Origin of the sequence: Bradyrhizobium sp. 1(2017) (assembly GCF_011602485.2) — a bacterium.
Lineage (GTDB): Bacteria > Pseudomonadota > Alphaproteobacteria > Rhizobiales > Xanthobacteraceae > Bradyrhizobium.
Genome location: NZ_CP050022.2, coordinates 3,733,281 through 3,755,963 on the forward strand (window position 1 = coordinate 3,733,281; position 22,683 = coordinate 3,755,963).

Here is a 22,683-nt window from a genome sequence, read left to right on the forward strand (position 1 = left end):
GCAGCGTTCTGGGTTCCGGTTCTGCGCGGCAACGCCAAGGGCGTTGCTGCGCGCCCGGGACGCGAGAGGACCGCTGTCGCCCTACAGCCCCGTCGACGCCTCGATCCTGAACTGCGCCAGCGCGACGATCGGCTCGGTGTCGAGGACATCCATCAGCTGAACCACGGGCACCTTGCCGAGCGGGGTCAGCTTGAGCGAGAGCGTCTGCCCCGAGGTCGCGACGAAGTCGGCGAGCGCGTCGGCGGCCGCTTTGGCGTCGAGGTTGGAGGCCGCGATCTTCTCGCCCTGCGCCCGGATCATGTCGACGATGGCGCTGCGCGCGGCGTCGCGGCTGACATTCTGGATGCGCGAGAATTGCGTCACGACGAGATCGACGGCGCCGCTGTCGTGCAAGGAGAGCTCGATTGCGCCGGTCTCGATCTGGCCGGCATCGGTCCTGGCCTGCACCGGATCGGTCGTGAACACGCCGCGCGGCACGTTGGCGAGCGCCAAGCGGGCCTGCGCCTTGGCGAGGCTGCCGAGCTCGATGCTGGCTGGCGCGAGCGCAAACGCGCCTGACGATTCCGTCCAGGCGGCGCCGAGATCGAGGTTGATCGCGAGCTTGTCGACGCCAGCCATGACCAGTGGCCGCTGCGCCGGATTGGCGGGATCGGTCGGCGTGACCATCTTCACGACCAGATTGGCTCTGCTCGGGATCGATCCGACCAGCTGGCCCCAGTTCAGGCTGAGCGTGTCGATGGTGACGAGCTGGCGGGTGTTCTTGTAGGGCACCGCGACGCCCTTGATCTCCGCACCTTCGAGCACGCGGAACAGACCCAGCATCTGATCGGGCGAGGGCGGTTGCCCGTGGTTGCCGAGGCCTGCCGCCCAGCGCATCAGATTTGGCGCGCTGAACGATTTCAGCGCGAAGCGCTCCATCTTGAACTGCCCTTGCGGGGCTGGCGCGTCGATACCTTCGACCGCGAACTCGCCCTCCCGGTATCTGATGGCATTGATCCTCGCCGTCCCCTGCGGCGTGCCCATCGACGTCTTGCCGACCTCGATCCTGCCGATGCGAAGGCCCTCATAGAATCCGGCGAGCTTCTCCATCATCTCGCGCGATTGCGCGGCGGTCGGGATGATCGACCGGTCCGTCGGCAGCAGCGCAACGATCTCGGCCGGCCGGAATTTCGAGGGCTGCACCGCGATGTCCTCGAAACTGATCTCGTCGATCTCCATCCGCATGCCCTGGGTCGATTTGAGCACATAGGGGCCGGCCGAGATCTGCCGGTAGACGCGGTGGTAGGTGTCGTCGCCGGTTTTCTGCGGGTCGAGCGCCGCGGCGATTGCGGTCGCGTCGAAATCGTTGACGATGACGTTGGAGAGCTCGCCGCTCAGCTTGCCCGGCTGCGGCACGTCGATGGTGAAAACGGCGCGGTCCGCCTTCATCGCATCGATCTTGCCGCGCTTGATATTCTGGATCGCCAGCCCGGAATAGGCGATCTCGCCGCTACCGGCCTTGCTGCCGCTCGCATCGAGGGTCATCGTCAGCGTCGGAGCCGTGATCGACGATGCCGTGACGCTCGCATATTGATCGAGCACATAGCGGTACAGGTCGATCAGGGAGCCATCCTTCGGCGCATTGCCGGCGTGAACCGGGCCGGCATAGTCACGCAGGGTGAGCTGCGGGATCTTGTAGGATGCCTTCAGCTTCGCGGCGCCGACCTGGTCCAGCGCGACTTCGAAACCCCTGACCTCGATGCTGTCGGCCGAGAAGCTATTGTCGTCGATCAGGCGAACGCCGGTGCCCGTGATGACGGCGATCTTGATCTGCGCCTGCGGCTGGTCGCCAGGAGCGATCGCGATGTCCTCGATAGTCAGGGTGCGCGTCGGCAGGTCGAACCCGATCTTGCCATGGCTCGCCTTGCCGCCGCCCGAGCGGATCCTTTCGAACGCGGCCTCGACCTCGACGGTGGCGCGATGCTTGGCGTAGAAATCGAAGCCGAACCATCCGCCCGCGCCGAGCACGGCTGCCACGATCAGGCCGATCAGGATTCGCTTCATTCCCTTGCTCCGATTGCTCGTTCTGCACCGTGCAACCTGCCATATTCGCGAAACCTTGTGCGGTCCAGGGAAGGCTATGGTTTTCAAATATTTGACCGCGCGTCCTGTTGATGGGGCCGCAATCGGATGTTGCCACCGGGGCGGCTGGCGTGCTTCATCCCGTTTCCATGACCCGGAAATACCGTTCATCCTGGGCGATCGCTCCGGATCAGGCATTTCGAGGCCGGTAACGCGAGGCGAGACACCGCATGTCGTCCTATTCTGATGATCTCCACCAGGCGGCGCTCGCCTACCACCGTCTGCCGCGCCCCGGAAAGCTCGAGATCCAGGCAAGCAAGCCGCTTGCGAACCAGCGCGACCTTGCGCTCGCTTATTCTCCCGGTGTCGCCGCCGCCTGTACCGAGATCGCCAAGAATCCCGCCGAGGCCGCCTCGCTCACCACCCGCGCCAATCTGGTCGCCGTGGTTTCGAACGGCACCGCCGTGCTCGGTCTCGGCAATATCGGCCCGCTGGCTTCCAAGCCGGTCATGGAAGGCAAGGCGGTCCTGTTCAAGAAATTCGCTGGCATCGACGTGTTCGACATCGAGATCGCCGCCGACACCATCGACCGCGTGGTCGAGACGGTGGCGGCGCTCGAGCCGACCTTCGGCGGCATCAACCTGGAAGACATCCGCGGACCGGAATGCTTCGAGATCGAGACGCGCCTGAAGGAGCGCATGAAGATCCCGGTCTTCCATGACGACCAGCACGGCACCGCGATCATCGTCGCAGCGGCGATCACCAACGGGCTCAGGTTGAACGGCAAGAAACTGTCCGAGGTCAAGATCGTGGCTTCGGGGGCGGGGGCCGCGGCCATCGCGACGCTGAATCTCCTGGTGTCGATGGGCGCGCAGCGCAAGAACATCTGGGTCTGCGACCTCGACGGCCTCGTGCACGAGGGCCGCAACACCTCGATGGACCGCTGGAAGGCGGTGTATGCGCAGAAGACCGACAAGCGTACGCTGGCAGACGTCATCGGCGGCGCCGACATCTTCATCGGTCTCTCCGCGCCCGGCGTGCTCAAGCCCGAGATGGCGAAGGCGATGGCCGACAATCCGTTGATCATGGCGCTTGCCAACCCGACCCCGGAGATCATGCCGGAAGAGGCGCGCAAGGTGCGCCCCGATGCCATGATCTGCACCGGCCGTTCCGACTATCCGAACCAGGTCAACAACGTCCTCTGTTTCCCGTTCATCTTTCGCGGCGCGCTCGATGTCGGCGCCAGCGCCATCAACGAGGAGATGAAGCACGCCGCCGTCGAGGCCATCGCGCAGCTCGCGCGCGAGGCGCCGTCGGACGCCGTCGCGCAGGGCTTTGACACCGGCGAGACGCAGGGTTTCGGCCCCGGCTCGCTGATCCCGAGCCCGTTCGACCCGCGCCTGATCCTGCGCATCGCGCCGGCGGTGGCGAAGGCGGCGATGGAGTCGGGCGTCGCGACGCGACCCATCACCAACTTCGACGAATACACGGCGCTGCTCGAGCGCTTCGCCTTCCGTTCCGGCCTCGTCATGAAGCCGATGTTCGCCAAGGCCAAGACCCAGCCGGTCCGCGTGATCTACGCCGAAGGCGAGGACGAGCGCGTGCTCCGCGCCACCCAGGTGGTGCTGGAGGAAAAGGTGGCGCGGCCGATCCTGGTTGGGCGTCCTTCCGTGGTCGAGGCGCGCATCAAGCGTTTCGGCCTGTCGATCAAGGCAGGCAAGGATTTCGATCTGATCAATCCCGAGGACGATCCGCGCTATCGCTCCTATGTGCAGTCCTATGTCGAGGTCGCCGGCCGCCGCGGCGTGACGCCCGATGCGGCGCGTACGGTGGTTCGCACCAACAACACCGTCATCGCTGCGCTTGCGGTGACGCGCGGAGAGGCGGATGCGATGCTCTGCGGCGTCGAGGGCCGCTACATGCACCATCTGCGTCATGTCCGCGAGATCGTCGGCTTCTCGCCCGGTATCAGCGACTACGCGGCGCTGGCGCTGCTGATCACCACCAAGGGGGCCTTCTTCATCGCCGATACGCAAGTGCGGCCTAATCCGAGTGCCGAAGAGCTCGCCGAGATCGCCTCGCTCGCGGCCGTCCACGTGCAGCGTTTCAACATCAAGCCGAAGATCGCCTTCGTCTCGCACTCGGATTTCGGCAGCTACGATACCGACTCCTCGCGCAAGATGCGCCGGGCGACCCAGCTTCTGAAGGACAAGCATCCGGAGATCGAGGCTGACGGCGAGATGCAGGGCGACACTGCACTTTCGGCTGCGGCGCGAAGAATGGTGCTGCCGCACTCAAAGCTGGAAGGCGAGGCCAACATCCTGATCATGCCGACCCTCGATACCGCCAACGTCGCCTATCAGATGATCAAGTCGCTGGCGGACGCGCTCCCCGTCGGCCCGATCCTGATCGGTCCGGCGCGTCCGGCGCATATCCTGACCCCGTCGGTGACCGCACGCGGCATCCTCAACATGACCGCGGTCGCGGTCGTGGAAGCGCAGGAGCGGGCAGCCCGGCAGCAGCCGACGCTGTTCACGTAAGGGCGCAGCGGCGAGACGGGTGAGGGGGCCCTCTCTGCGAGCCGCCTCTCCACTAGTTTATGCGGACGCAACCCCTCATCCGGCGCCATAGCCGAAGCTGCGCTTCGGCGTTCTCAAGAACGGCGGCCGACGGTCGCCTATGCCACCTTCGGCCACAAGGGGAGAAGGGACGACCGTCCGCGTCGCCAACTTTGAATTCCTCGTAGTTCGCCATTTCCCCGTTTGAAAACCGCAAACGGACTCTTCATAATCCGCGCACGCGTTCCCTGCTTAGCGCTCTTGCCAAGAGGCCGATCATGCCAGCGTTCGTGACTTTCGGGCGAATCCTGTTCGCCGTGCTGTTCATCTACACTGGCGCGACCAAGCTGTTCGCCATGCAGGCGACGGCGGACTTCATCGCCACCAAGCTCGTGGTGCCCGAGGCGATTGCGCCTTACGCCAAGCAGATCGAGACCGCGACCGCAATGACCACGCCGCAGTTGCTGGCGATCGCGGTCGGAGCACTCGAGGTCATCTCTGGCCTGATGATCGCGCTGAATTTCGGTGCGCGCTTCTTCGCGATGCTGCTGATCATCTATGTCGCGGTCGCGACCGTGCTGTTCTACGATTTCTGGAACATGGCGGCTCCCGATAACGCCAAGATGCTGGTCGACGCGCTCAAGAACCTGTCGATCATCGGCGCGCTGTTCATGATCATGGGGTATGGCCGCGCCACGCGCTCGGCCGAGACGGCTTACGGGGACGTCTAGGGCCTTACGTTCTGCGCCACGGCGTCACGGTCACATCATGCGCCGCGTCAAGCAAATACGGCGTGCCTGGCCTCATCCCGTGCGACGTGAGAACCTCATGCGGAGGGCGCTGCGGCACGCCGACAAAGCAGCCTTCGCCGCCGGGCAGTCGCACATGCGGCGCCTTCGACAGCCAGAACGTGTCGTAGCGATCCATGAACATGTCGAACACGACCGGGCCGCCTATGATTGCCACCATGCCGGAGGCGACGTCGGCGAAGGCGCAGGCCTCCTCGAAGCTCGCGTGATCCGGATTCCACAATGTCGCGTTCGGCACTTCGGGATCGATGGTCAGCGCCTTGATCTTGCGGGTCAGTATCAGGCGCCTGCGCTTGGGTGAGTTCGGCTGCTGCTCGTGCGAATTGCGGCCGTGCACGATCAGCGCGGCGCGATCGAGCGACTGCTCGAAGAACAGCTTGTCGCCTTCGAATTTCAGGCTGTCGGGCATCACCCGATCCGCGTCGGCGAGCATGCCGTCCGCGGAGACGATGACGTAGCCTTCGAACCGGAAAGACAATTGCTTATTCGGAAACGGTCGTCACAACGGAATTGACCGGGCGCTGGCTCACCGTCGGCAGCTTGAGGTCCTTGACCAGCTCCTGGTCGTATTCGGGCAGCGTCGAGGCCGGAAACTTCGCGCGCATCGCCACGACCTTGTAGCCGCCGGCCTTCAGGCGCTTGAGCAGCTCGGGCAGGGCCTCGGCGGTGTGCTTCTGGAAGTCGTGCATCAGGATGATGCCCTTGCCCTTGGTGTCGAGCTTCTTCATCACGGTCTCGACCACCTTCTCCGGCTTGGATGCCTTGAAGTCGAACGAGTCGATGTCGCAGGAGAAGATCCCGACGTTGCGGTTGCCGAGATAGGTGACCATTTCCGGCGGATGCTGGAGGGCCGGGAAGCGGAAGAACGGCGAGGGCGCGATGCCGCCGAGCGCCCACTTCACTGCGGCGAAGCCCTTCTCGATTTCGTCCTTGCGCTGCGCCTCGGTGAACTTCTTGTTGTTGAGGTTGGCGTGCGACCAGGTGTGGGCGCCGACGGTATGGCCGGCCGCATAGACCTGCTTCAGAATCTCCGGCTCATAGGTCGCGTGCTTGCCGATGATGAAGAAGATGCCGGTGGTGCATTCGTCCGCGAGCGCCTTGAGGACCGCGGGCGTGTTGCGCGGCCAGGGGCCGTCGTCGAAGGTCAGCACCACCTCCTTGTCGCGCAGGAAGTCGAGCTCCTTGAAGTGCTCGAAGCCGAAGCCGGGACCGCCCGTGGTGTCGATCTCGACGGTGCGGGCGACACCGAGCGCGCCCGGCGTGTTGCAGGCCGCGCGCGCCGGCTGCGGTGCCTGCTTGGGCGGCGGCGGATTGACGAAGCCGGCTGGCGCGGTGGCAGCTGCTGGAGCGGCGGCCGGAGCCGCAGCAGCCGGTGCGGCGGCCGGCGGCGCCGCAGGTGCAGCTTGCGTCGCGGCTGCAGGCTTGGCGGCCGGGGTCTGCGACCATGCCGCGCCCGTCATGCCCAAAGACATCGCGCTTGCCAAAATCAGTCCTGCCGCCACACGCATGGTGTTGTCCTCGAGATTGATCCCGTTGTTCCGCCGAGGCTTTTTGCCTGCGGCACGAACCGTGCTGTCCCAAACGATCCTAGCCTAGATGGTGGGCCCTCGCCATTGCAACGGCTGTTTGATCCCCCGCCGCGATTGTGCCCAACCGGATGCCGCGCAACGCGCGTCAACTGTCGGCCAGCGCCTTGGCAATGGCGGTCTTGACCCGTGTGTCGGTCGGGGCGACAGCGGACGGGAAGACGTCGGCAATATAGCCGTCGCGGCCGATCAGGTATTTGTGGAAGTTCCACTTTGGAACTTCCCGTGGCCGCGCGTCGGCAGCCCATTTGTAGAAGGGATGCGCCTTCGCTCCGGTCACGACGGACTTCGCCGTGACCGGGAAGGTAACGCCGTATTGGTGATGCGCGGTCTCGGAAATCTCGTTGGTGCTGCCGGGCTCTTGTCCGCCGAAATCGTTGGAGGGCACGGCGATGACGGTCAGCCCGCGCTCGCGAAACTCGTTCCAGAGCTCCTGTAGGCCTGCATATTGCGGGGTGTAGCCGCAGAGCGAGGCAGTGTTCACGATCAGCAGCGGTTTGCCGGCGAAGGCAGCGAGGCGGATGTCGTCGCCGGCCAATGCGGGGAACGAGTAGGCATGGGCCGGGATCCGGCTCATGCCGCCATCGGCCAGGGCGCGCGTCGTCGGCACGAAGGCGCCCGCAAGCGCCGCGGTCAACATGGTCCTGCGGTTCATCATGACGGCGTCCCCGAAATGATCTCGTCGCATGTTACTCCGCCGGCGCGACGGGCCTCGTCAACACCGCGTTATCGGATGCGGAGAGGCGCTGGACCTTCTCTAGTACAGGCGGACGATGAAATCGGTACCTTCGCCGGTCTCGCCCTGGTTGATGCCCTGGTCCGAGACGATGATCGAGCCGCCCGTGGTCAGCATCTCGTTGATCCTCGCCATGGTGTCGGCAGGGATCGTGATGCGGTCGAGGGCTTCGGCCGGGCTGTCCGGCGTGACCACCGGCTTTGCGGCAACGGGGATCACGACAGCACCGCCCTTGCGGCGTGACACGCGTCCGTCGTCATCGCGCGCAGCCGCGCGGACAGAGACCGGCAGCGACACCACCGACCAGCGCAGCGCATTGGAATCGGCCTTGTCGACTTCGGCCGTGAAGACGTGCGTGCCGAGCGGCCGGTCGCTCGGCGCGATGGTCACGGGCACCTCGAACAGCGGCGAGAAATTCTGCCGTACGTAGAGCTTGGAATCCTTGCGGCTGATGAAGACCGCGATCTGGCCGGCGCGCTTCGGCGCGTCCGGCTTTGCCGCAGGCGCGGGATCGGCAACGCGGGTCTCGTCCTTCTTCGCGTCGGGCGAGGCGGTGAGCGCCGGCGCGTCGGGCTTCCTGGCAGCGTCGAGCTTGTCGGTCGTCGTCGTCGGAGCCTTGGGCGCTTCCGCGGCCTCGACGGGCTTCGCGTCGATGCTTGCAGGCTTGGCGGGCTCGTCGGACGGCGGTTTGGCCGGGTCAGATGCCTCGGCCGTCCTGGTCTCGGTCTTGCCGGCCGGCGCAGTCGCGGCCTCGCGGGCGGGCGCATTGCCGGTGGTCACGTCCGACATCACGGTGTGACCGACCGAGGTGCGCAAATCGAGCACGCTGTCCGCACTGGCAGTCTTCGTTTCGGCCGGCTCGGCTTCAGTGGACTTGGCTTCAGTGATTTGGGCTTCAGTGGTTTGGGCTTCGGCCGACTTTGCTTGCGCACCCTTGTCGGCCTTGTCGTCGCCATTGATTTGCGGCGCGAGGCTGGCGGCAGGCTGCGGCGGCACGCGCACCGAGGCGAGCAGCGGATGCGCAAAGCTTTGCGGCGACATCTGGCCGGGCGTGACGATCACGCGTGCGCCCATCCGGGTCCAGTTCCACATCTTCATCGCGAACGCCATCGGCATGCGGATACAGCCATGCGAGGCCGGATAGCCCGGCAGTGCGCCGGCATGCATGGCGACGCCGGACCACGTGATCCGCTGCATGTACGGCATCGGCGCGCCGCTATAGATGTTGGAATGGTGGAATTTGTGCTTCTGGATGATGCTGAAGACGCCCATCGGCGTCGAATGGCCTTTCATGCCCGTCGACACCGGAGATTCCGCGAACACGCCGTTGCCGTCGTAGACTGTGACCTTCTGCCGCTCGATCGAGACGACGATAACCAGCGGTCCTTGCGGCTTGATGCCTGCTTCCTTCTGGACGGCGCCATCCTTCTTGCCCATCGTGGCGCGCTTTTGCGGCTTCTGGGTCGGTATTTCGAGACGCCTATTCTGCCGGGCGTAATAGGATCCGTCGGAATAATCGGTCCAATAATAGTACGCTGCGTCCGCCTGGGTTGCTGTACCGATCGCACCCGCCGCCGTGAGAATGGCGACCTGCCACAGCCGCGACTGCTTGGCAGAAGAACCGGACCCGTTCACGCTGTTCATCCTCGAATCCATAATCCAAATCAGACATTAGTCTCCCAAAGGGGATACGCGTTCACCAGCAGCGCGGTTCTGCGCTCAGCTACATTTGTCCGAGGCGTAGCAAAAAAGCCTCACAGAGCGGTAAACGGCGCCCGCCTCTGACGGCCTGTCGTCTTCCTGTCGGGCTGTCGTATTCCTACATTGCGGTGACTTGTTACCGGAGAACTTCATGTCATCTCGTTTCACTGGTCTTGCCGGTATCCGCTTGAAAGGCCTCGTTTTATTCCTCCTGGCCCTGGCTGCGCCGGCGGCGTCTGCCCAAGCTGCCGACGAGCCGGATCTGATCTTCCGCCGCTCGACCGTCTTCAAATGGATGAGCCCGAACGACAAGCTGGCGACCTATGGTCTCGACGATCCCGAGGTCGAGGGCGTGGCCTGTCATTTCACGGTGCCGGAGAAGGGCGGCTTCAAAGGCTGGCTTGGCCTTGCCGAGGAGGTCTCGGACATCTCGCTCGCCTGCCGCCAGGTCGGCCCGATCAAGTTCAAGAACAAGATGGAGCAGGGCGACGACATGTTCCGCCAGCGCCGCTCACTGTTCTTCAAGAAGATGCAGATCGTGCGCGGCTGTGACACCAAGCGCAACGTGCTGGTCTACATGGTCTATTCCGACAGGCTGATCGAAGGTTCGCCGAAGAACTCGACCTCGACCGTGCCGATCATGCCGTGGGGACCGGCGGACGCGAACGTCCAGAAGTGCGGCGAGTTCTTCACTCACTGACGGTGGTGCGGCCGGCGCGCGGCCTGGCAAGATGCGAGCCGGTCAGCCGCACGAATGCCTGCGGCGCGGCTTCGAAGCCGCGGTTCGATTGCAGCGCCATTTCGCCGGCTGATTTGACGCTGGCGTGGGCGGCGCGTTGATCTCCGCGACCCGTCCGTTGCTCCGCCTCGCGCGTCGCTGCGCGATCTGTCGCCATCATGATGGCCATCCCTCACGTGAATGCGTCCGGTGATTCCGGGCGTCTTGATTTCGATGGCTTGGGTCGCAGCCGAAGCGCCCCCGGTTCGACAGGTCCCAGCCTTCGTTCGGCTTCTTTCAGCAGAAAAACGTAAAATGCATGTGAAGCCCGAAAGGCGGGCGCATGACGGCGCCGGCGTTCGAGGTTCGTCCAAGCCCGCGCGGGAACTTGCAAGGCCGCTTTGGGCAGCGGCGCGACCCGCTTGAAATGATTGGGATTTCCCGCCGATTGTTTCGTCGCCCCGAATGCGACGAAACAATTCTCGCGAAAGACGAAACCATTTTCCGCTTTTCGCGCATCACGGCCGAAACCGCCCATGGTTATCAGCTTCACAACGACGACGGCGCACCGCCGGCCACGAATTTGGAGACGAGACCATGCGCACGCTCAGCCTTATCCTTGCCTTCGGTTTCGTGCTCGCCGGCTCCTCGCTCGCAGGAGCGCCGGACGGCAGTCTGCCCGGTGTCGGCACGTTCCAGTACAGCGGTTCGCCGTTGACGATTCCCGCGCCGCAGCCCATCGTGCTCGCCTCGCGCCTCTGATCGCCAGCAAAGACAATCACCCGGCAATGGCCATCATGCTTGTTCGCTTTTGCGCCGCGGCGTTCATCGCAGTCCTGACCATCAGTGCCGCTGAGGCGCAGGTCCGCTCGCCCTCGAGGTTGCCGGATCCGCGCGGCGAATTTGTGCGTCAGTGTGCGCCGCACATGCTCGGACGCTGGGAGCATCCGGAGGCGGTTTGCACTTGCCTGCACGACCATGCCGCCGCGGTGGTCGAGGACCGCGATTTGCGCGAGGCGCTGCTGCGCGGCATCAGCGAGACCGGCGTGCCGACGATCGAGACTGCCTGGGTGCCGACGTCCAAGCATGGCGAAATCGGCCCGACCTTCACCAAGATCGCCAAGCCGACTTTGCAGTGCATGTTCGACCCGGCGAAGTAGCCATTCAGATCGTCACTTTGTTTTCGGGCCGTAGCGCGGCACGCAGGCGCTGGTCCGCGACACGCCCTTGTCGGTCATCTTCGCGCCGCGCACTTCCTTGACCTGTCCGGCGGGACAGGTTCCATCATCCACGAGCACCCGCTGGCCGAGTTTGAGATCTACGATGTCCTGCTCGCGGCCCACCGTTGCTGCATGCGCCGTCGCGGCGAAAGCAAGGGAGGTCAGAAGCGAAAGGCAAGTCGCTCGGCGCAGCTGCATGGTGTGGATCCCGGCATCGATGCTGCAATTTAGGGAGCGGCAGGCGATTCTGATAGTGAAGCTTCGTCACGCCCGCCGGGACGATTTGCGTCTGGCGCGCAGGGCTGAGCGCGATTCCCGCGCCAGCCGTTCGGCCGAGGCCACCAGCTGCGGAACCGGATGCCCCGAAAATCCCAGCACGAAGCCGGGCAGGGCGCGCGTGCGTGAATAGGTATCGGCCAGGAGCCAGCCTTCCGCACCAGCCGCCTCTTTCGCCTCTGCCGCCAACAACGGGTCGACCGATGGATCGAATCGCGCGACAAGATGCAATCCTTGCGACGGCACCGGCACCGATAGCGCCCCGTCCGACTTGGCTTGCAGCGTCGCGGCCAGGGCATCGCGCGCCTCGCGATAGAGCTTGCGCACGCGCTTGAGGTTCGCGGCGAAGGCGCCGGAATTGAGCATGTCGGCCACGGCACCTTCCATCAGCGTGCCGGGAAAGCGGTCGAGCGCGGCGCGCGCGGCGGTCGCGTCCCCGATCAGCCGCTCGGGCAGGGCGCAATAGCCGATGCGCAGGCCCGGAAACAGGGTCTTTGCGAAGGTGCCCATATAGATCACGCGCTGGAGGTGATCGATGCCGGCAAGTGACATCAGCGGCGCGCCGTCGTAGCGGAACTCGCTGTCGTAATCGTCCTCCAGCACGAAGGCGCCGGCCTGCTTCGCCCACGCCAGCAGCTCGAGCCGCCGCGGCATCGACATCTGGACTCCCAGCGGGAACTGGTGCGACGGCGTGACATAGGCCGCGCGCGCCGACGGCGCTGCAGCGCGCCCTTTGGCCACCTGCAGGCCGTGCGCGTCGACGGGAATGGGCACGGTGCGATAGCCGCATTGAGCGATCGTCCGGCGGACGATCGGATAGCCGGGGTCCTCGCACCAGACCCGATCGCTTGGCTTCAGGATGGCACTCAGCACGATGCGCAGCGCGTGCAGCGTGCCTGATGTGAGCATGATCTGGTCGGGGTCGCAGCGCAGGCCTCGCGCCGACAGCAGGTGATCGGCGATCGCCGCGCGCAGCTCGCGGCTGCCGCGCGGATCGCCATAGTGCAGATGCTCGGGCCCGAACGCGCGCATGCGGCGGCCGACGAAGGCGCGGAAGCGCTGCACGGCGCGCTCGTCGATATGGGTGCAGCCGAGCGCGAATGCGCCTTGGCGCGGCGCTTCGATCACGGCCATGGGCGTCTTCGTTTGGGTCGCGCGTGCCGGAATCTGCGCTGCGACGAAGGTGCCGGAGCCGACTCTTGCTTCGGCAAAACCGTCGGCAATCAGCCGTTCATAGGCGGTAACGACGGCGTTGCGGCGGAAGCCCGTTTGCTTGGCCAATGTCCGCGACGGGGGAAGCGGCTCGCCGGGCCTGACGAGACCGGACACGATCATCTCGCACAGGGCTTGATAAAGCCGGTGCGCGGCGGAGGCGTCCGCCGTGATGTGCGGCCCGGTCAGGTCGAGCGGCAGCTCGGGCTTCGACAGCGAAGCGGTCTTGCCCGCTGGGGGAGAATTGGTCGGAATTTTTCGCATGGAATTGGAACTATCGCAGACCAAATCCGCCGCTACAACTCTCCTCTATCGTTCCAATTCCGAGGTGTGGCCGTGAGCCAGGTTGAGATTTCAGGTTCGTATCCGACGTCAGCGCGCAACCAGGTGAAGCGGCGTCATGACCGCGGCTTCTATGATCACGCGACCGTTCACCGCATCCTGGATTCCTCGATGCTGTGCCACGTCTCCTACGTCATCGACGGCCAGCCCTATTGCACGCCGACCTTCTTCTGGCGCGAAGGGACGAGGCTGTACTGGCATGGGAGCAGCGCCAGCCGCATGCTGCGCAACCAGACCAGGGGCGAGCGCGTGTGCCTGACGGTCGCCCATCTCGACAGTCTCGTGCTGGCGCGCTGCGGCTTCAACCATTCCGCCGACTACCGTGCGGTGATGGCGTTCGGCACGGCCTATCTCGTCACCGACCCCGAAGAGAAGGGGCGTGCGGTGATCGCGATGGTCGACCGCTTTTTCCCAGGTCGCACGGCGAGCCTGCGCCAGAGCAACACGCAGGAGATCAAGGCGACCTCCTTCATCGCGATGGAGATCGAGGAGGCTTCGGCCAAGGTCCGGGCCAAGGGCGTGGCCGACGACGACGAGGACTACGAATTGCCTGTTTATGCCGAGCGCATCCCGGTGCGCACCGTGCTCGGCGCGCCCGAACCTTGTCCGCGCCTGCTCGACGGCGTCAGCCGGCCTGCGACGTTGAATGGCTATTCAGAAGGCCGACTGCTCGAAGATGCATTGCGGGATGCTTATTTTGTGGAGTACCCGAACGGTTGAAATCGGCTAGCTTGCGGCTCCATCGATGATCTGAAATGCCCGATTGGAGTTGCCTGATGAATGCCGAAACGCAGCAGCGGATTCTTGACGCCGTCGATGCCGGCTTCGAAGCCCAGCTTGCGACCACACGTAATTTCGTTGCGATCCCCTCGACCCGCGGAGCCGAGGGGCCTTGCCAGGACATGATCGGCGATCTCCTGCGCGAGCGCGGCTACGAGGTCGACGACTGGCACATCAATATCGACGACCTCAAGGATCTGCGCGGCTTCGGCCCGATCGAACACGATTTCTCCAAGGCGCGCTCGGTGGTGGGCACCTATCGCCCGCAAACGAGCGCCGGCAAATCGCTGATCCTGCAGGGGCACTGCGACGTGGTGCCGGCAGGTCCGCTGGAATTGTGGGACACGCCGCCGTTCTCGCCCGTCATCAAGGACGGCAAGATGTTCGGCCGCGGCGCCTGCGACATGAAGTCGGGCACAATCGGCGCGCTTTATGCGCTCGATGCGATCAAGGCCGCCGGCTTCAGGCCGACGGCACGCGTCCACTTCCAATCCGTGATCGAGGAGGAGAGCACAGGCGTCGGCGCGCTCTCGACGCTGCAGCGCGGCTATCGCGCCGATGCCTGCTTCATTCCCGAGCCGACCGGCGGCAAGATGGTGCGCTCGCAGGTCGGCGTGATCTGGTTCCGCCTGCGCGTGAAGGGACATCCGACCCACGTGGCCTTCGCCGGCTCGGGGGCGAATGCGATCATGGCGGCCTATCATCTGATCCAGGCTCTGCAAAAGCTGGAGATCGAGTGGAACGAGCGCGCGAAGGCCGATCGGCACTTCAAGACGCTCAACCATCCCATCAACTTCAACGCCGGTATCATCAAGGGTGGCGACTGGGCCTCGAGCGTCCCGGCCTGGTGCGACGTCGATTGCCGCATCGCCGTGTTGCCGGGCTGGTCGATCGCCGATCACCAGAAGGAGATTTTGGCTTGCGTCGCGGCCGCCGCGCGCAACCATCGCTTTCTCGCCAACAATCCGCCGCAGATCGAATGGTCCGGCTTCCTGTCGGAAGGGTATGAGCTGACCGACGCTGCAGCGCCGGAGGCTGCGTTCGGCAAGGCCTTCAATACCGTCTATGGCGGCGCCGTCGAGGACCTCGTGTTCACCGCGCTCACCGATACCCGCTTCTACGGCCTCAACCACGGCATCCCCAGCCTGTGCTTCGGCGCAAGCGGCGGCGAGATGCACGGCTTCAATGAGTTCGTCGATCTGGACTCGCTGAAGAAGACCACCAAGGCGATGGCGCTGTTCATCGCCGAGTGGTGCGGCGTGGAGAAGGCGTAGGCCTCTCTCCGCCGTCATTGCGAGAAGCTCTTTCAACGAAGCGAGCCAGGCTGCCGCCGCGGCTAGATTTCCGGATTGCTTCGCTACACTGACGGATGAAAGTCCGGTAGGGTGGGCAATGGCGCGCTTGCGCCATGCCCATCATTTTCCCTCCATCTCGAGGTGGACGGTGGGCACGCTTTCGCTTTGCCCACCCTACGGCATCGCGGCTGGCGCGCCCGCTGCGCGAAACACGGGCGTGCCCAGATCCTTTAAGCTTAAAATAAAGACTAGGATGGCGGCCCCGCCGGTGGCAGACTGGAGTCTGGTTCGCTGGACGAGTGGATACAACGATGCGCGATTGGGATGACGCTTATGCCAATTCGGCCCATATCCCGGGCTCGGACAAGATGCCGGCGCTGTGGGCGGAGCAGGCGGCGGCGTACCGCGCCGGACTGAAGGAGTTTCGTGCGGACATCGCCTACGGCCCCGGTGAGCGCCAGCGCCTCGACCTGATCCTGCCCGACGGTGACAGCAAGGGCCTCGTCGTCTTCGTCCACGGCGGCTACTGGATGCGCTTCGACAAGTCGACCTGGACCGATCTGGCCGAAGGCGCACGGCATCACGGCTGGACGGTGGCGCTGCCGAGCTACACGCTGACGCCGGCCGCGCGCATCTCCGACATCACTGCCGAGGTCACGGCTGCGATCGCCAAGGCGGCCTCGCTGGTCGCGGGACCGATTCGGCTCGCTGGACATTCTGCCGGCGGCCATCTCGTCACACGCATGCTGTGCGACGACAGCCGGCTCGAGCCCGCTGTCTACAACCGCATCGCTGGCACGCTCTCGATCAGTGGCCTGCATGATCTGCGTCCGCTGCTCAAGACCAGGATGAACGAGACGCTGCGCATGACGATGGACGAGGCGACGCTGGAAAGCGCGGCGCTGCACCTGCCACGCGGGCAGTCGCCTGTGACCGCCTGGGTCGGCGGCAGCGAGCGCCCCGAATTCATCCGCCAGTCCGACCTGATGGCAAATGTCTGGACCGGTTTCGACGTGCCGACGCGCCTTGTCGTCGATCCCGGGCTCAACCATTTTACGGTGATCGACGGGCTCAAGGACCCGTCGTCCCCGATCACTGCGCGCCTGATCGGCCTCGATTGACGCAGCCGGGATGATCAATCGAAAGGACCTGTCATGACGTCCAGCGATTACGATCCTGCAAGAGAAGGCGCCGAGACGGATTTCGCCCGGCGCATGTCCTATGGCAACTATCTGGCGCTGGATGCGATCCTCGGGGCGCAGCATCCGCTCTCGGAAGCGCATGACGAGATGCTGTTCATCATCCAGCATCAGACCACGGAGCTGTGGATGCGCCTTGCCATCCACGAGCTCAGCGCCGCGCGTCGGGCTATCGCGCGGGACGAAGTGCAGCCCGCGATGAAGATGCTGGCGCGGGTGTCGCGCATCTTCGAGCAGCTCAACGGTGCCTGGGACGTGCTGCGCACCATGACACCGAGCGAATATACCCGCTTCCGCTCGCAGCTCGGCCAGTCCTCGGGCTTTCAGTCGCGCCAATACCGGCTGATCGAATTTCTGCTCGGCAACCGCAACCATGCCATGCTCAAGCCGCACGCGCACGATGTGGAAACGACAAGACTGCTCGAATCCGAGCTCGCGACGCCCAGTCTCTATGACGAGGTGCTGCGGCTCGCCGACCGCAACGGGCTCAAGATGCCCGCAGCTGTGCTCTCGCGCGACGTCCGCGAGACCCATGGCTTCAACGAGGGCGTGCTGCAGGCTTGGCGTATCGTCTACGAGGCGCCGGAGACGCATTGGATGCTCTACGAGCTTGCCGAAAAGCTGGTCGATTTCGAGGACTATTTCCGGCGCTGGCGCTTCAACCATGTGACGACGGTCGAGCGCGTCATCGGCTTCAAGCGCGGCACCGGCGGCACCGGCGGCGTCAGCTATCTCAAACGGATGCTCGAGGTCGAGCTGTTTCCCGAGCTCTGGCGCGTTCGCACCATTCTGTAGAGATCTTCATGGCCAGGCTTCGCGTCTATGACGACACCAGGGCGTTGTTCCATCTTCCGGGCGACGTGATCTATCTCGACGGCAATTCGCTCGGCGCGCTGCCATCAGGCGTTGCCGAGCGCGTCAACCGCGTCATCACCGACGAGTGGGGCAATGAGCTGATCCGCGCCTGGAACACCGCCGGCTGGTATGCCCAGCCGCGCCATGTCGGCGATCGCATCGCGCGGCTGATCGGTGCGGGCGCAGGCTCCGTAATGGTCGGAGACACGCTGTCGCTCAAGGTCTATCAGGCGCTCGCGGCTGCGCTCGACATGAATGCCTCGCGCAAGGCGGTCTTATCCGATACCGGAAATTTTCCGACGGACCTCTACATGGCCGAGGGCCTGATTCAAACGCTCGGGCGGGGCCATCAATTGCGTCTGGTCGCGCCGGAGGAGATCGAGGCCGCGTTGTCGGAAGAGGTCGCCGTCCTCTACATCACCGAGGTCGATTACCGCACCGGACGCCGACACGACATGGCGAAGCTCACCGCGAAGGCGCATGCGCTCGGGATCGTCACGGTCTGGGATCTCGCGCATTCCGCCGGCGCGCTGCCGGTCGATCTCGCCGGCTGCGGCGCTGATTTCGCCGCCGGTTGCACCTACAAATATCTCAATGCCGGTCCCGGTGCGCCGGCTTTCCTCTACGTCGCGCCACGCCACGTCGACAGCGCGCGTGCCGCTCTGTCGGGATGGATGGGCCATGCAAAGCCGTTCGCATTCGAGCTCGCCTATGCGGCGGCCGGCGGTGTCGAGCGCATGCGTGTCGGCACGCCGCCGGTGTTGGCGATGGCTGCGCTGGAGGCCTCGCTCGACATCTGGGACAGGGTCGATATCGCCGAGGTTCGTGCCCGTTCGCTGGCGCTCGGCGATCTCCTGATCGCCGAAGTCGAGCGCCGTTGCCCATCCTTGAGGCTGGTGACACCGCGCGCACATGAATGCCGCGGCTCCCAGGTCTCCTTCGCCTTCGATGGCGGCTACGCCGCCATGCAGGCACTGATTGCCCGCGGCGTCATCGGTGATTTCCGCGCGCCAGACATCATGCGGTTCGGCATCACGCCACTGTACATCGGCGAAAGCGAGATCGTGCGGGCGGCCGAGATCATCGAAGAGGTGATCACAGGCGAGGTTTGGCGACGGCCGGAGTATCAGGTCGTGAACGCGGTGACGTGAGGAAAGGGCGTCTTTCCACGTCGTTGCGAGCAGCTCTTACGACGAAGCAACCCAGGAGTCTTCCGCAAAGCCACTCTGGACTGCTTTGCTTCGCTCGCTATGACGGCGGAGAGATCAGGGACGTTCGCCCCACAGCGCGCTCAAGATCGCATCGAGCCCGTCCGTGAGCGCCGCAGGTCCTGGCTGCAGGATGATCGGCGACTTGATCTCGACCATGCGGTCGTTGCGCACCGCAGGAATCTCGCTCCAGCCCTCGCGCTGCCTGATGCGGGCAGGGACGACCTTCTTGCCGCACCATGAGGCGAGGATCACATCGGGCGCCGCGTCCCGCACCGTCTCCGTCGAGACAATGCGGTCCTTCGCGGCCTGCCGTGATCGCAGCTCCGGAAACACATCGATGCCGCCGGCGATCTCGATCAGCTCGGACACCCAGCCGATGCCCGAGATCAGCGGATCGTCCCATTCCTCGAAATAGACTCTTGGGCGCGGCGCGGGGCGGGGCGTTGCAGCGATCGCGGCGAGGCGCCGCTCAAGATCCTGAACGAGGTGTTCCGCGCCCTCGGCCGCGCCGACCAGCGCACCGAGCGTGCGGATCATCGTCAAGATCCCGGCGACGTCGCGCTGGTTGAAGACATGGACGTCGACGCCGGCACGGACGAGGTCGGCGACGATGCCGGCCTGCAGATCGGAGAAGGCCAGCACCAGATCCGGTTCCAGTGCCAGGATTTTTGGAATGTCCGCCGACACGAACGCCGACACCCGCGGCTTCTCCCGCCGCACCTGGGGCGGACGGACGGCATAACCGGAGACGCCGACGATGCGGTCCTGCTCGCCGAGTAGATAGAGCGTTTCGACCGTCTCTTCGGTCAGGCAGACGATGCGGCGGGGCGGGAAGTGGCGCATGGGAGAAGCCTATGCACAATGTCCGCGCGGCTGTCAGCCCGTCCATTACCTCGGACGTCATTGCTTTGCTGCGCGAAGCAATTCACGCTGGGACAACAAGGAATTGGGAGGAGATCCGATGACGCCGCTCGAGAAACTCAAAGCGATGAAGATGCCGTTCGCCGAGCTCAAGGGCGTCGAGTTCGTCGAGGCAGGGAAGGACCGTGTGGTGGCGCGGATGACGGTTCGGCCGGACCTCTGCACGCTTCATCACACCATCCATGGCGGGGCGGTGATGGCGCTGGCCGATTCCGTCGGGGCGGCTGCGACGGTGATCAACCTGCCGGACGATGCCAAAGGCACGACGACTCTGGAGAGCAAGACCAACTTCATCGGCGGGGCCAAGGAAGGAACCACGGTCATCGCCACCGCGACCCCTGTCCACCGGGGCCGGCGGACCCAGGTCTGGACCACCCGGCTGGAGACAGAGGACGGCAAGCTGGTGGCCGTGGTGACCCAGACGCAGCTGGTCCTGTAAGACAACGGAGCTTTGATTCCGTTAACGAATTGCTTGTCTCTGGTGCCGCTAAGTTGGGCAGGTTCCCGTCTTGAAAGTGATGGTGCGATGCACAATATAGGGGGCCTAGGGATTCGAACGCCTCCTCGAGGGACACCAAGAGGAGTTTTGACGTGGTACTTGAAGAGACCGTCCGCACCGCTCCAAGCTATGTGCGGACCCTGAGCCAGCAGGAAGAATTGCCGCTTCTGCGCGATCACCTGCTGCGACTTGACGCCGGCAGCCGGCACGACCGATTCAACGGTTTTCTCGACGACAGCTTCATTGAGCGTTACGCCGCCCGCTGCGCCGAAGACGGCACGGTGATCGTCGCGTACATCGTCGACGGCGTGGTCCGCGGCGCGGCCGAGCTGCATCCGCCGGAAGATGACTCGCTGCCCGAGGTCGCCTTCAGCGTGGAGGCCTCCGCGCGCCGCCAGGGCGTCGGCAGCGTGCTGTTCCGCCGCCTGATCGCGGAAGCGCGCTGGAAGGGCTACAAGCGCCTGCGCATCACCACCGGGGCGGAGAATCATGCCATGCGGGCGCTCGCCCGGAAGTTCGGAGCGGACCTCGCTTTCCGGCACGGCGAATCGACCGGAACGATCGATCTCGCCAAGACGCCCGAAGCCGAGCTTGCCGATCTCGCGGCTTCGCCGTTCACGGCCGGTCGGGCCTTGCTCAGCTTCAACTCGACCTGCTGGAAGATCATCTCCAGCATGTATGGCAATCGCGCCGCGTGAATCAAAAAGCGGACCGGCAAGACCGGTCCGCTTCCGTATTCGGGTAGTGCGATGGGCGCTTAAGTGCCGGTGCGCTTGTCGTTGCCGAAACGGCGGACGACGCGGCGCTCCACCACGACCGAGCGCTGCGCGCCCTGTTCGCCGGCGATCACCCGGGTTGCGGTGATGCGGCTATTGGTGCGGGCCTGCTTCTTGACTTCGGCCTGCACGACATCGAGCGGCATGCCCATCAGCGCTGCAGCGATCTCGGCCTGCTGCTCCTGGTCGTCGGTAATGCCGATGGCGGCGAAGATCGCCTCGTCCAGGGTGGGCGGGTCGTGGCGCACGCGCCGCGTGCCATATTTGGTATTCCAGTCTGCGCTCATAACGGCCTCGTTTTGATGCCGGGATACCTAGTGCCGCGAATGTTGCATTGCAATATGGAATCGCTGTGGCATCTCAGCTATGCACCGGTCGGGTGTCAGGGCGGTGACGTGACACCAGCGCTGGCCTCAATCCGTTGCTGGGGCCAGCGTTTCAGTGCTGCGTGTCCTGCCTGGGTCAGTCCGTAGATTCCCCGTTCGGCCCGCTCGAACCACCCATAGACATTGTTAAGCAAGATCTTGCCGGCATCGGGACAGCGTTGGCGCAGCTCGCTCACCCGCCGCGGGCCTTCGGCGAGCGCCGAGGCGCAGGCCAGCGCCTGCTGCCGATAGGCCGTCATGATCGGCGACCGGGTGCTGCCGCCGAGCACGGGATCGCCCTGACGGCGCTGGTGTTCGGCGACGAGGCGGGAGCGGACTTTCGGCTCCCGGCGCGGCGCCGCCGTTGGCGGCTTCACCAGCACCTCGACCTGGCCGCGATCGGTGACCCCGAGCATGCCGAAGCCGAGGCGGCGGCAGAGATTGCGATAGCGCGCGTCGCTCTCGCGTCCCTTGCCGCGGGACGACATCTTCGCCGCGATCCAGACCTCGTCGCCAGCCGGCGCGCGGTCGACCGCCTGGAGGACCAGCTCGAGATTGAAGGCGAGCTTAAGCTCGCCGATCACGACGACCGGTGGATCGCCGGCGCTGAGGCCGACGAGATCGCAGCCGCCGATCTCGCCCTTGACGGTGAAGCCGAGCTCTTCGAGGAAGCGTTTGACGGGCAGGTAAAGCGCGGTTTCCAAGGAAATGTCCGGTCTGAGAATCACTCGGGAGCAGTCTAGAGCCTTCTCGGCTCAGATTGAATCGGAGCCGCCGCTGGGGGCTGCCGGCGAGGCCTTTCTCACACCCGTCCGCCCACTGGAATCAGCGCGCCGGTGATGCCGCTTGCGGCGTCGCTGGCGAGGAACAGGATGATTTCTGCGAGCTCCTGCGGCGTCACCCATTTGGAGAAGTCCGCGTTCGGCATGTTTGCGCGGTTGGCTCTGGTATCGATGATCGACGGCAGCACCGCGTTCACCGTGACCTTGCCTTTCCACTCATTGGCGAGCGCCTCGGTGAGGCGATGCACGCCTGCCTTCGAGGCCGCATAGGGTCCCATGCCGCTGCCGGCCTGGAGCGCGCCGATGGCGCCGATATTGACGATGCGGCCGGCCCTGGAGGCGGCGAGGTGCGGCAGCGCCGCGCGCGAGGCGTTGAGCGCGGTCAGGACGTTCAGCGCATGCATGCGCTGCCACGTCGCGACGGCGCCGTCGCCAACGGTTTCGAAGGCGAAGCCGCCCGCGATGTTGATCAGGGCATCGAGCCTGCCAAAGTGCTTGGCCGCCGTCTCGACTGCCGTCTTCGCCTGCGTGGCGTCGGAGAGGTCGACGCCGCCGATCTCGATGCTGTCAGGCGTTGCTTGGGCTTGCGAAGGGGCGTGATCGATGCCGGCGACGCGCGCGCCGCGCGTTTGCGCGGTGGTGGCAACCACCTTGCCAAGCGCGCCGAGCGCACCGGTTACGATAATCACTTTTCCCTGCACAACGCTCTCCGTCGTTTCCCTGCGCCGACCATCGCGCAGGGTTGATTGCGCTTGCAATGGCGGCAACTTCAAGGCCGGGC

General features: G+C 64.9%; 25 protein-coding genes. 12 read left to right on the plus strand and 13 right to left on the minus strand.

The window, feature by feature from the left end:
* Window positions 1–81 precede the first annotated feature (81 nt).
* Window positions 82–2,043, minus strand: a complete 1,962-nt coding sequence (locus tag HAP40_RS17470; RefSeq protein WP_166816644.1) for a hypothetical protein — start codon at window positions 2,041–2,043, stop codon at window positions 82–84.
* A 248-nt stretch (window positions 2,044–2,291) separates the two neighbouring features.
* On the opposite strand from HAP40_RS17470, the gene HAP40_RS17475 reads away from it, so the two are divergent.
* Window positions 2,292–4,601 (plus strand): NADP-dependent malic enzyme, encoded by a 2,310-nt coding sequence (locus HAP40_RS17475; RefSeq protein WP_166816643.1) that lies wholly within the window; start codon window positions 2,292–2,294, stop codon window positions 4,599–4,601.
* A 296-nt stretch (window positions 4,602–4,897) separates the two neighbouring features.
* The gene (locus HAP40_RS17480; protein ID WP_166816642.1) at window positions 4,898–5,350 is read left to right on the plus strand and encodes a DoxX family protein; all 453 of its coding nucleotides are present in this window, start codon (window positions 4,898–4,900) and stop codon (window positions 5,348–5,350) included.
* Between the two features lie 4 nt (window positions 5,351–5,354).
* Here HAP40_RS17480 and HAP40_RS17485 read toward each other — a convergent pair whose 3' ends face one another.
* The 4 genes from HAP40_RS17485 to HAP40_RS17500 all read right to left on the minus strand — a co-directional run bounded on the left by HAP40_RS17485 (window position 5,355) and on the right by HAP40_RS17500 (window position 9,394).
* Window positions 5,355–5,906, minus strand: a complete 552-nt coding sequence (locus HAP40_RS17485) for a dihydrofolate reductase (protein WP_166816641.1) — start codon at window positions 5,904–5,906, stop codon at window positions 5,355–5,357.
* A 4-nt stretch (window positions 5,907–5,910) separates the two neighbouring features.
* On the minus strand, window positions 5,911–6,936 hold the full coding sequence (locus HAP40_RS17490; RefSeq protein WP_166816640.1) for a polysaccharide deacetylase family protein: 1,026 nt from the start codon (window positions 6,934–6,936) through the stop codon (window positions 5,911–5,913).
* 166 nt (window positions 6,937–7,102) lie between these two features.
* Window positions 7,103–7,672, minus strand: coding sequence for a glutathione peroxidase (locus HAP40_RS17495; RefSeq protein WP_166816639.1), 570 nt, complete (start codon window positions 7,670–7,672; stop codon window positions 7,103–7,105).
* Window positions 7,673–7,771: 99 nt separating this feature from the next.
* Entirely contained in the window at window positions 7,772–9,394 is a 1,623-nt protein-coding gene (locus HAP40_RS17500; RefSeq protein WP_166816638.1) for a L,D-transpeptidase, read from the minus strand.
* Window positions 9,395–9,602: 208 nt separating this feature from the next.
* On the opposite strand from HAP40_RS17500, the gene HAP40_RS17505 reads away from it, so the two are divergent.
* Window positions 9,603–10,151, plus strand: a complete 549-nt coding sequence (locus tag HAP40_RS17505; RefSeq protein WP_166816637.1) for a CreA family protein — start codon at window positions 9,603–9,605, stop codon at window positions 10,149–10,151.
* On the opposite strand, the gene HAP40_RS17510 is transcribed toward HAP40_RS17505, so the two are convergent.
* The gene (locus tag HAP40_RS17510) at window positions 10,141–10,350 is read right to left on the minus strand and encodes a hypothetical protein (protein ID WP_166816636.1); all 210 of its coding nucleotides are present in this window, start codon (window positions 10,348–10,350) and stop codon (window positions 10,141–10,143) included. The genes HAP40_RS17505 and HAP40_RS17510 overlap by 11 nt on opposite strands.
* A 12-nt stretch (window positions 10,351–10,362) precedes the next feature.
* On the minus strand, window positions 10,363–10,707 hold the full coding sequence (locus HAP40_RS17515; protein WP_166816635.1) for a hypothetical protein: 345 nt from the start codon (window positions 10,705–10,707) through the stop codon (window positions 10,363–10,365).
* A gap of 59 nt (window positions 10,708–10,766) precedes the next feature.
* Between HAP40_RS17515 and HAP40_RS17520 the strand changes: the two genes are divergently transcribed.
* Both HAP40_RS17520 and HAP40_RS17525 read left to right on the plus strand, forming a co-directional pair.
* Entirely contained in the window at window positions 10,767–10,931 is a 165-nt protein-coding gene (locus HAP40_RS17520) for a hypothetical protein (protein WP_166816634.1), read from the plus strand.
* A gap of 35 nt (window positions 10,932–10,966) precedes the next feature.
* Window positions 10,967–11,329 carry a hypothetical protein gene (locus HAP40_RS17525; protein WP_166816633.1) on the plus strand — a complete coding sequence of 121 codons (363 nt, stop codon included), beginning with the start codon at window positions 10,967–10,969 and terminating at the stop codon, window positions 11,327–11,329.
* A gap of 12 nt (window positions 11,330–11,341) precedes the next feature.
* Here HAP40_RS17525 and HAP40_RS17530 read toward each other — a convergent pair whose 3' ends face one another.
* Both HAP40_RS17530 and HAP40_RS17535 read right to left on the minus strand, forming a co-directional pair.
* On the minus strand, window positions 11,342–11,587 hold the full coding sequence (locus HAP40_RS17530; RefSeq protein WP_166816632.1) for a DUF6719 family protein: 246 nt from the start codon (window positions 11,585–11,587) through the stop codon (window positions 11,342–11,344).
* A 66-nt stretch (window positions 11,588–11,653) separates the two neighbouring features.
* A complete protein-coding gene (locus HAP40_RS17535) occupies window positions 11,654–13,141 on the minus strand; it encodes a PLP-dependent aminotransferase family protein (RefSeq protein ID WP_166816631.1) in 1,488 nt (495 codons plus the stop codon).
* A gap of 72 nt (window positions 13,142–13,213) precedes the next feature.
* Here HAP40_RS17535 and HAP40_RS17540 point away from each other — a divergent pair, with 72 nt between their 5' ends.
* From HAP40_RS17540 to kynU, 5 genes are all read left to right on the plus strand, one after another.
* Window positions 13,214–13,939, plus strand: coding sequence for a pyridoxamine 5'-phosphate oxidase family protein (locus HAP40_RS17540; protein ID WP_166816630.1), 726 nt, complete (start codon window positions 13,214–13,216; stop codon window positions 13,937–13,939).
* A 56-nt stretch (window positions 13,940–13,995) separates the two neighbouring features.
* A complete protein-coding gene (locus HAP40_RS17545; RefSeq protein WP_166816629.1) occupies window positions 13,996–15,273 on the plus strand; it encodes an ArgE/DapE family deacylase in 1,278 nt (425 codons plus the stop codon).
* Window positions 15,274–15,605: 332 nt separating this feature from the next.
* A complete protein-coding gene (locus HAP40_RS17550; RefSeq protein ID WP_166816628.1) occupies window positions 15,606–16,415 on the plus strand; it encodes an alpha/beta hydrolase in 810 nt (269 codons plus the stop codon).
* A gap of 33 nt (window positions 16,416–16,448) precedes the next feature.
* Window positions 16,449–17,288: a tryptophan 2,3-dioxygenase gene (gene kynA / locus HAP40_RS17555; protein ID WP_166816627.1), complete on the plus strand. Its 840-nt coding sequence runs from the start codon at window positions 16,449–16,451 to the stop codon at window positions 17,286–17,288.
* 8 nt (window positions 17,289–17,296) lie between these two features.
* Window positions 17,297–18,499: a kynureninase gene (kynU, locus tag HAP40_RS17560; protein WP_166816626.1), complete on the plus strand. Its 1,203-nt coding sequence runs from the start codon at window positions 17,297–17,299 to the stop codon at window positions 18,497–18,499.
* A 114-nt stretch (window positions 18,500–18,613) separates the two neighbouring features.
* On the opposite strand, the gene HAP40_RS17565 is transcribed toward kynU, so the two are convergent.
* Window positions 18,614–19,402 (minus strand): cobalamin-binding protein, encoded by a 789-nt coding sequence (locus HAP40_RS17565; protein WP_166816625.1) that lies wholly within the window; start codon window positions 19,400–19,402, stop codon window positions 18,614–18,616.
* Window positions 19,403–19,520: 118 nt separating this feature from the next.
* On the opposite strand from HAP40_RS17565, the gene HAP40_RS17570 reads away from it, so the two are divergent.
* Together HAP40_RS17570 and HAP40_RS17575 are read left to right on the plus strand one after the other, a co-directional pair.
* Complete coding sequence (locus HAP40_RS17570; RefSeq protein WP_126258398.1) at window positions 19,521–19,919, plus strand: PaaI family thioesterase; 399 nt, start codon at window positions 19,521–19,523, stop codon at window positions 19,917–19,919.
* Window positions 19,920–20,071: 152 nt separating this feature from the next.
* Window positions 20,072–20,677, plus strand: coding sequence for a GNAT family N-acetyltransferase (locus HAP40_RS17575; RefSeq protein ID WP_166816624.1), 606 nt, complete (start codon window positions 20,072–20,074; stop codon window positions 20,675–20,677).
* Window positions 20,678–20,736: 59 nt separating this feature from the next.
* Here the strand turns inward: HAP40_RS17575 and HAP40_RS17580 are convergent, their stop codons facing one another.
* The 3 genes from HAP40_RS17580 to HAP40_RS17590 all read right to left on the minus strand — a co-directional run bounded on the left by HAP40_RS17580 (window position 20,737) and on the right by HAP40_RS17590 (window position 22,603).
* Window positions 20,737–21,042: a hypothetical protein gene (locus HAP40_RS17580; RefSeq protein WP_166816623.1), complete on the minus strand. Its 306-nt coding sequence runs from the start codon at window positions 21,040–21,042 to the stop codon at window positions 20,737–20,739.
* A 95-nt stretch (window positions 21,043–21,137) separates the two neighbouring features.
* Window positions 21,138–21,824, minus strand: a complete 687-nt coding sequence (locus tag HAP40_RS17585; RefSeq protein ID WP_166816622.1) for a DUF2161 domain-containing phosphodiesterase — start codon at window positions 21,822–21,824, stop codon at window positions 21,138–21,140.
* Window positions 21,825–21,922: 98 nt separating this feature from the next.
* A complete protein-coding gene (locus HAP40_RS17590) occupies window positions 21,923–22,603 on the minus strand; it encodes an SDR family oxidoreductase (protein WP_166816621.1) in 681 nt (226 codons plus the stop codon).
* Window positions 22,604–22,683 lie beyond the last annotated feature (80 nt).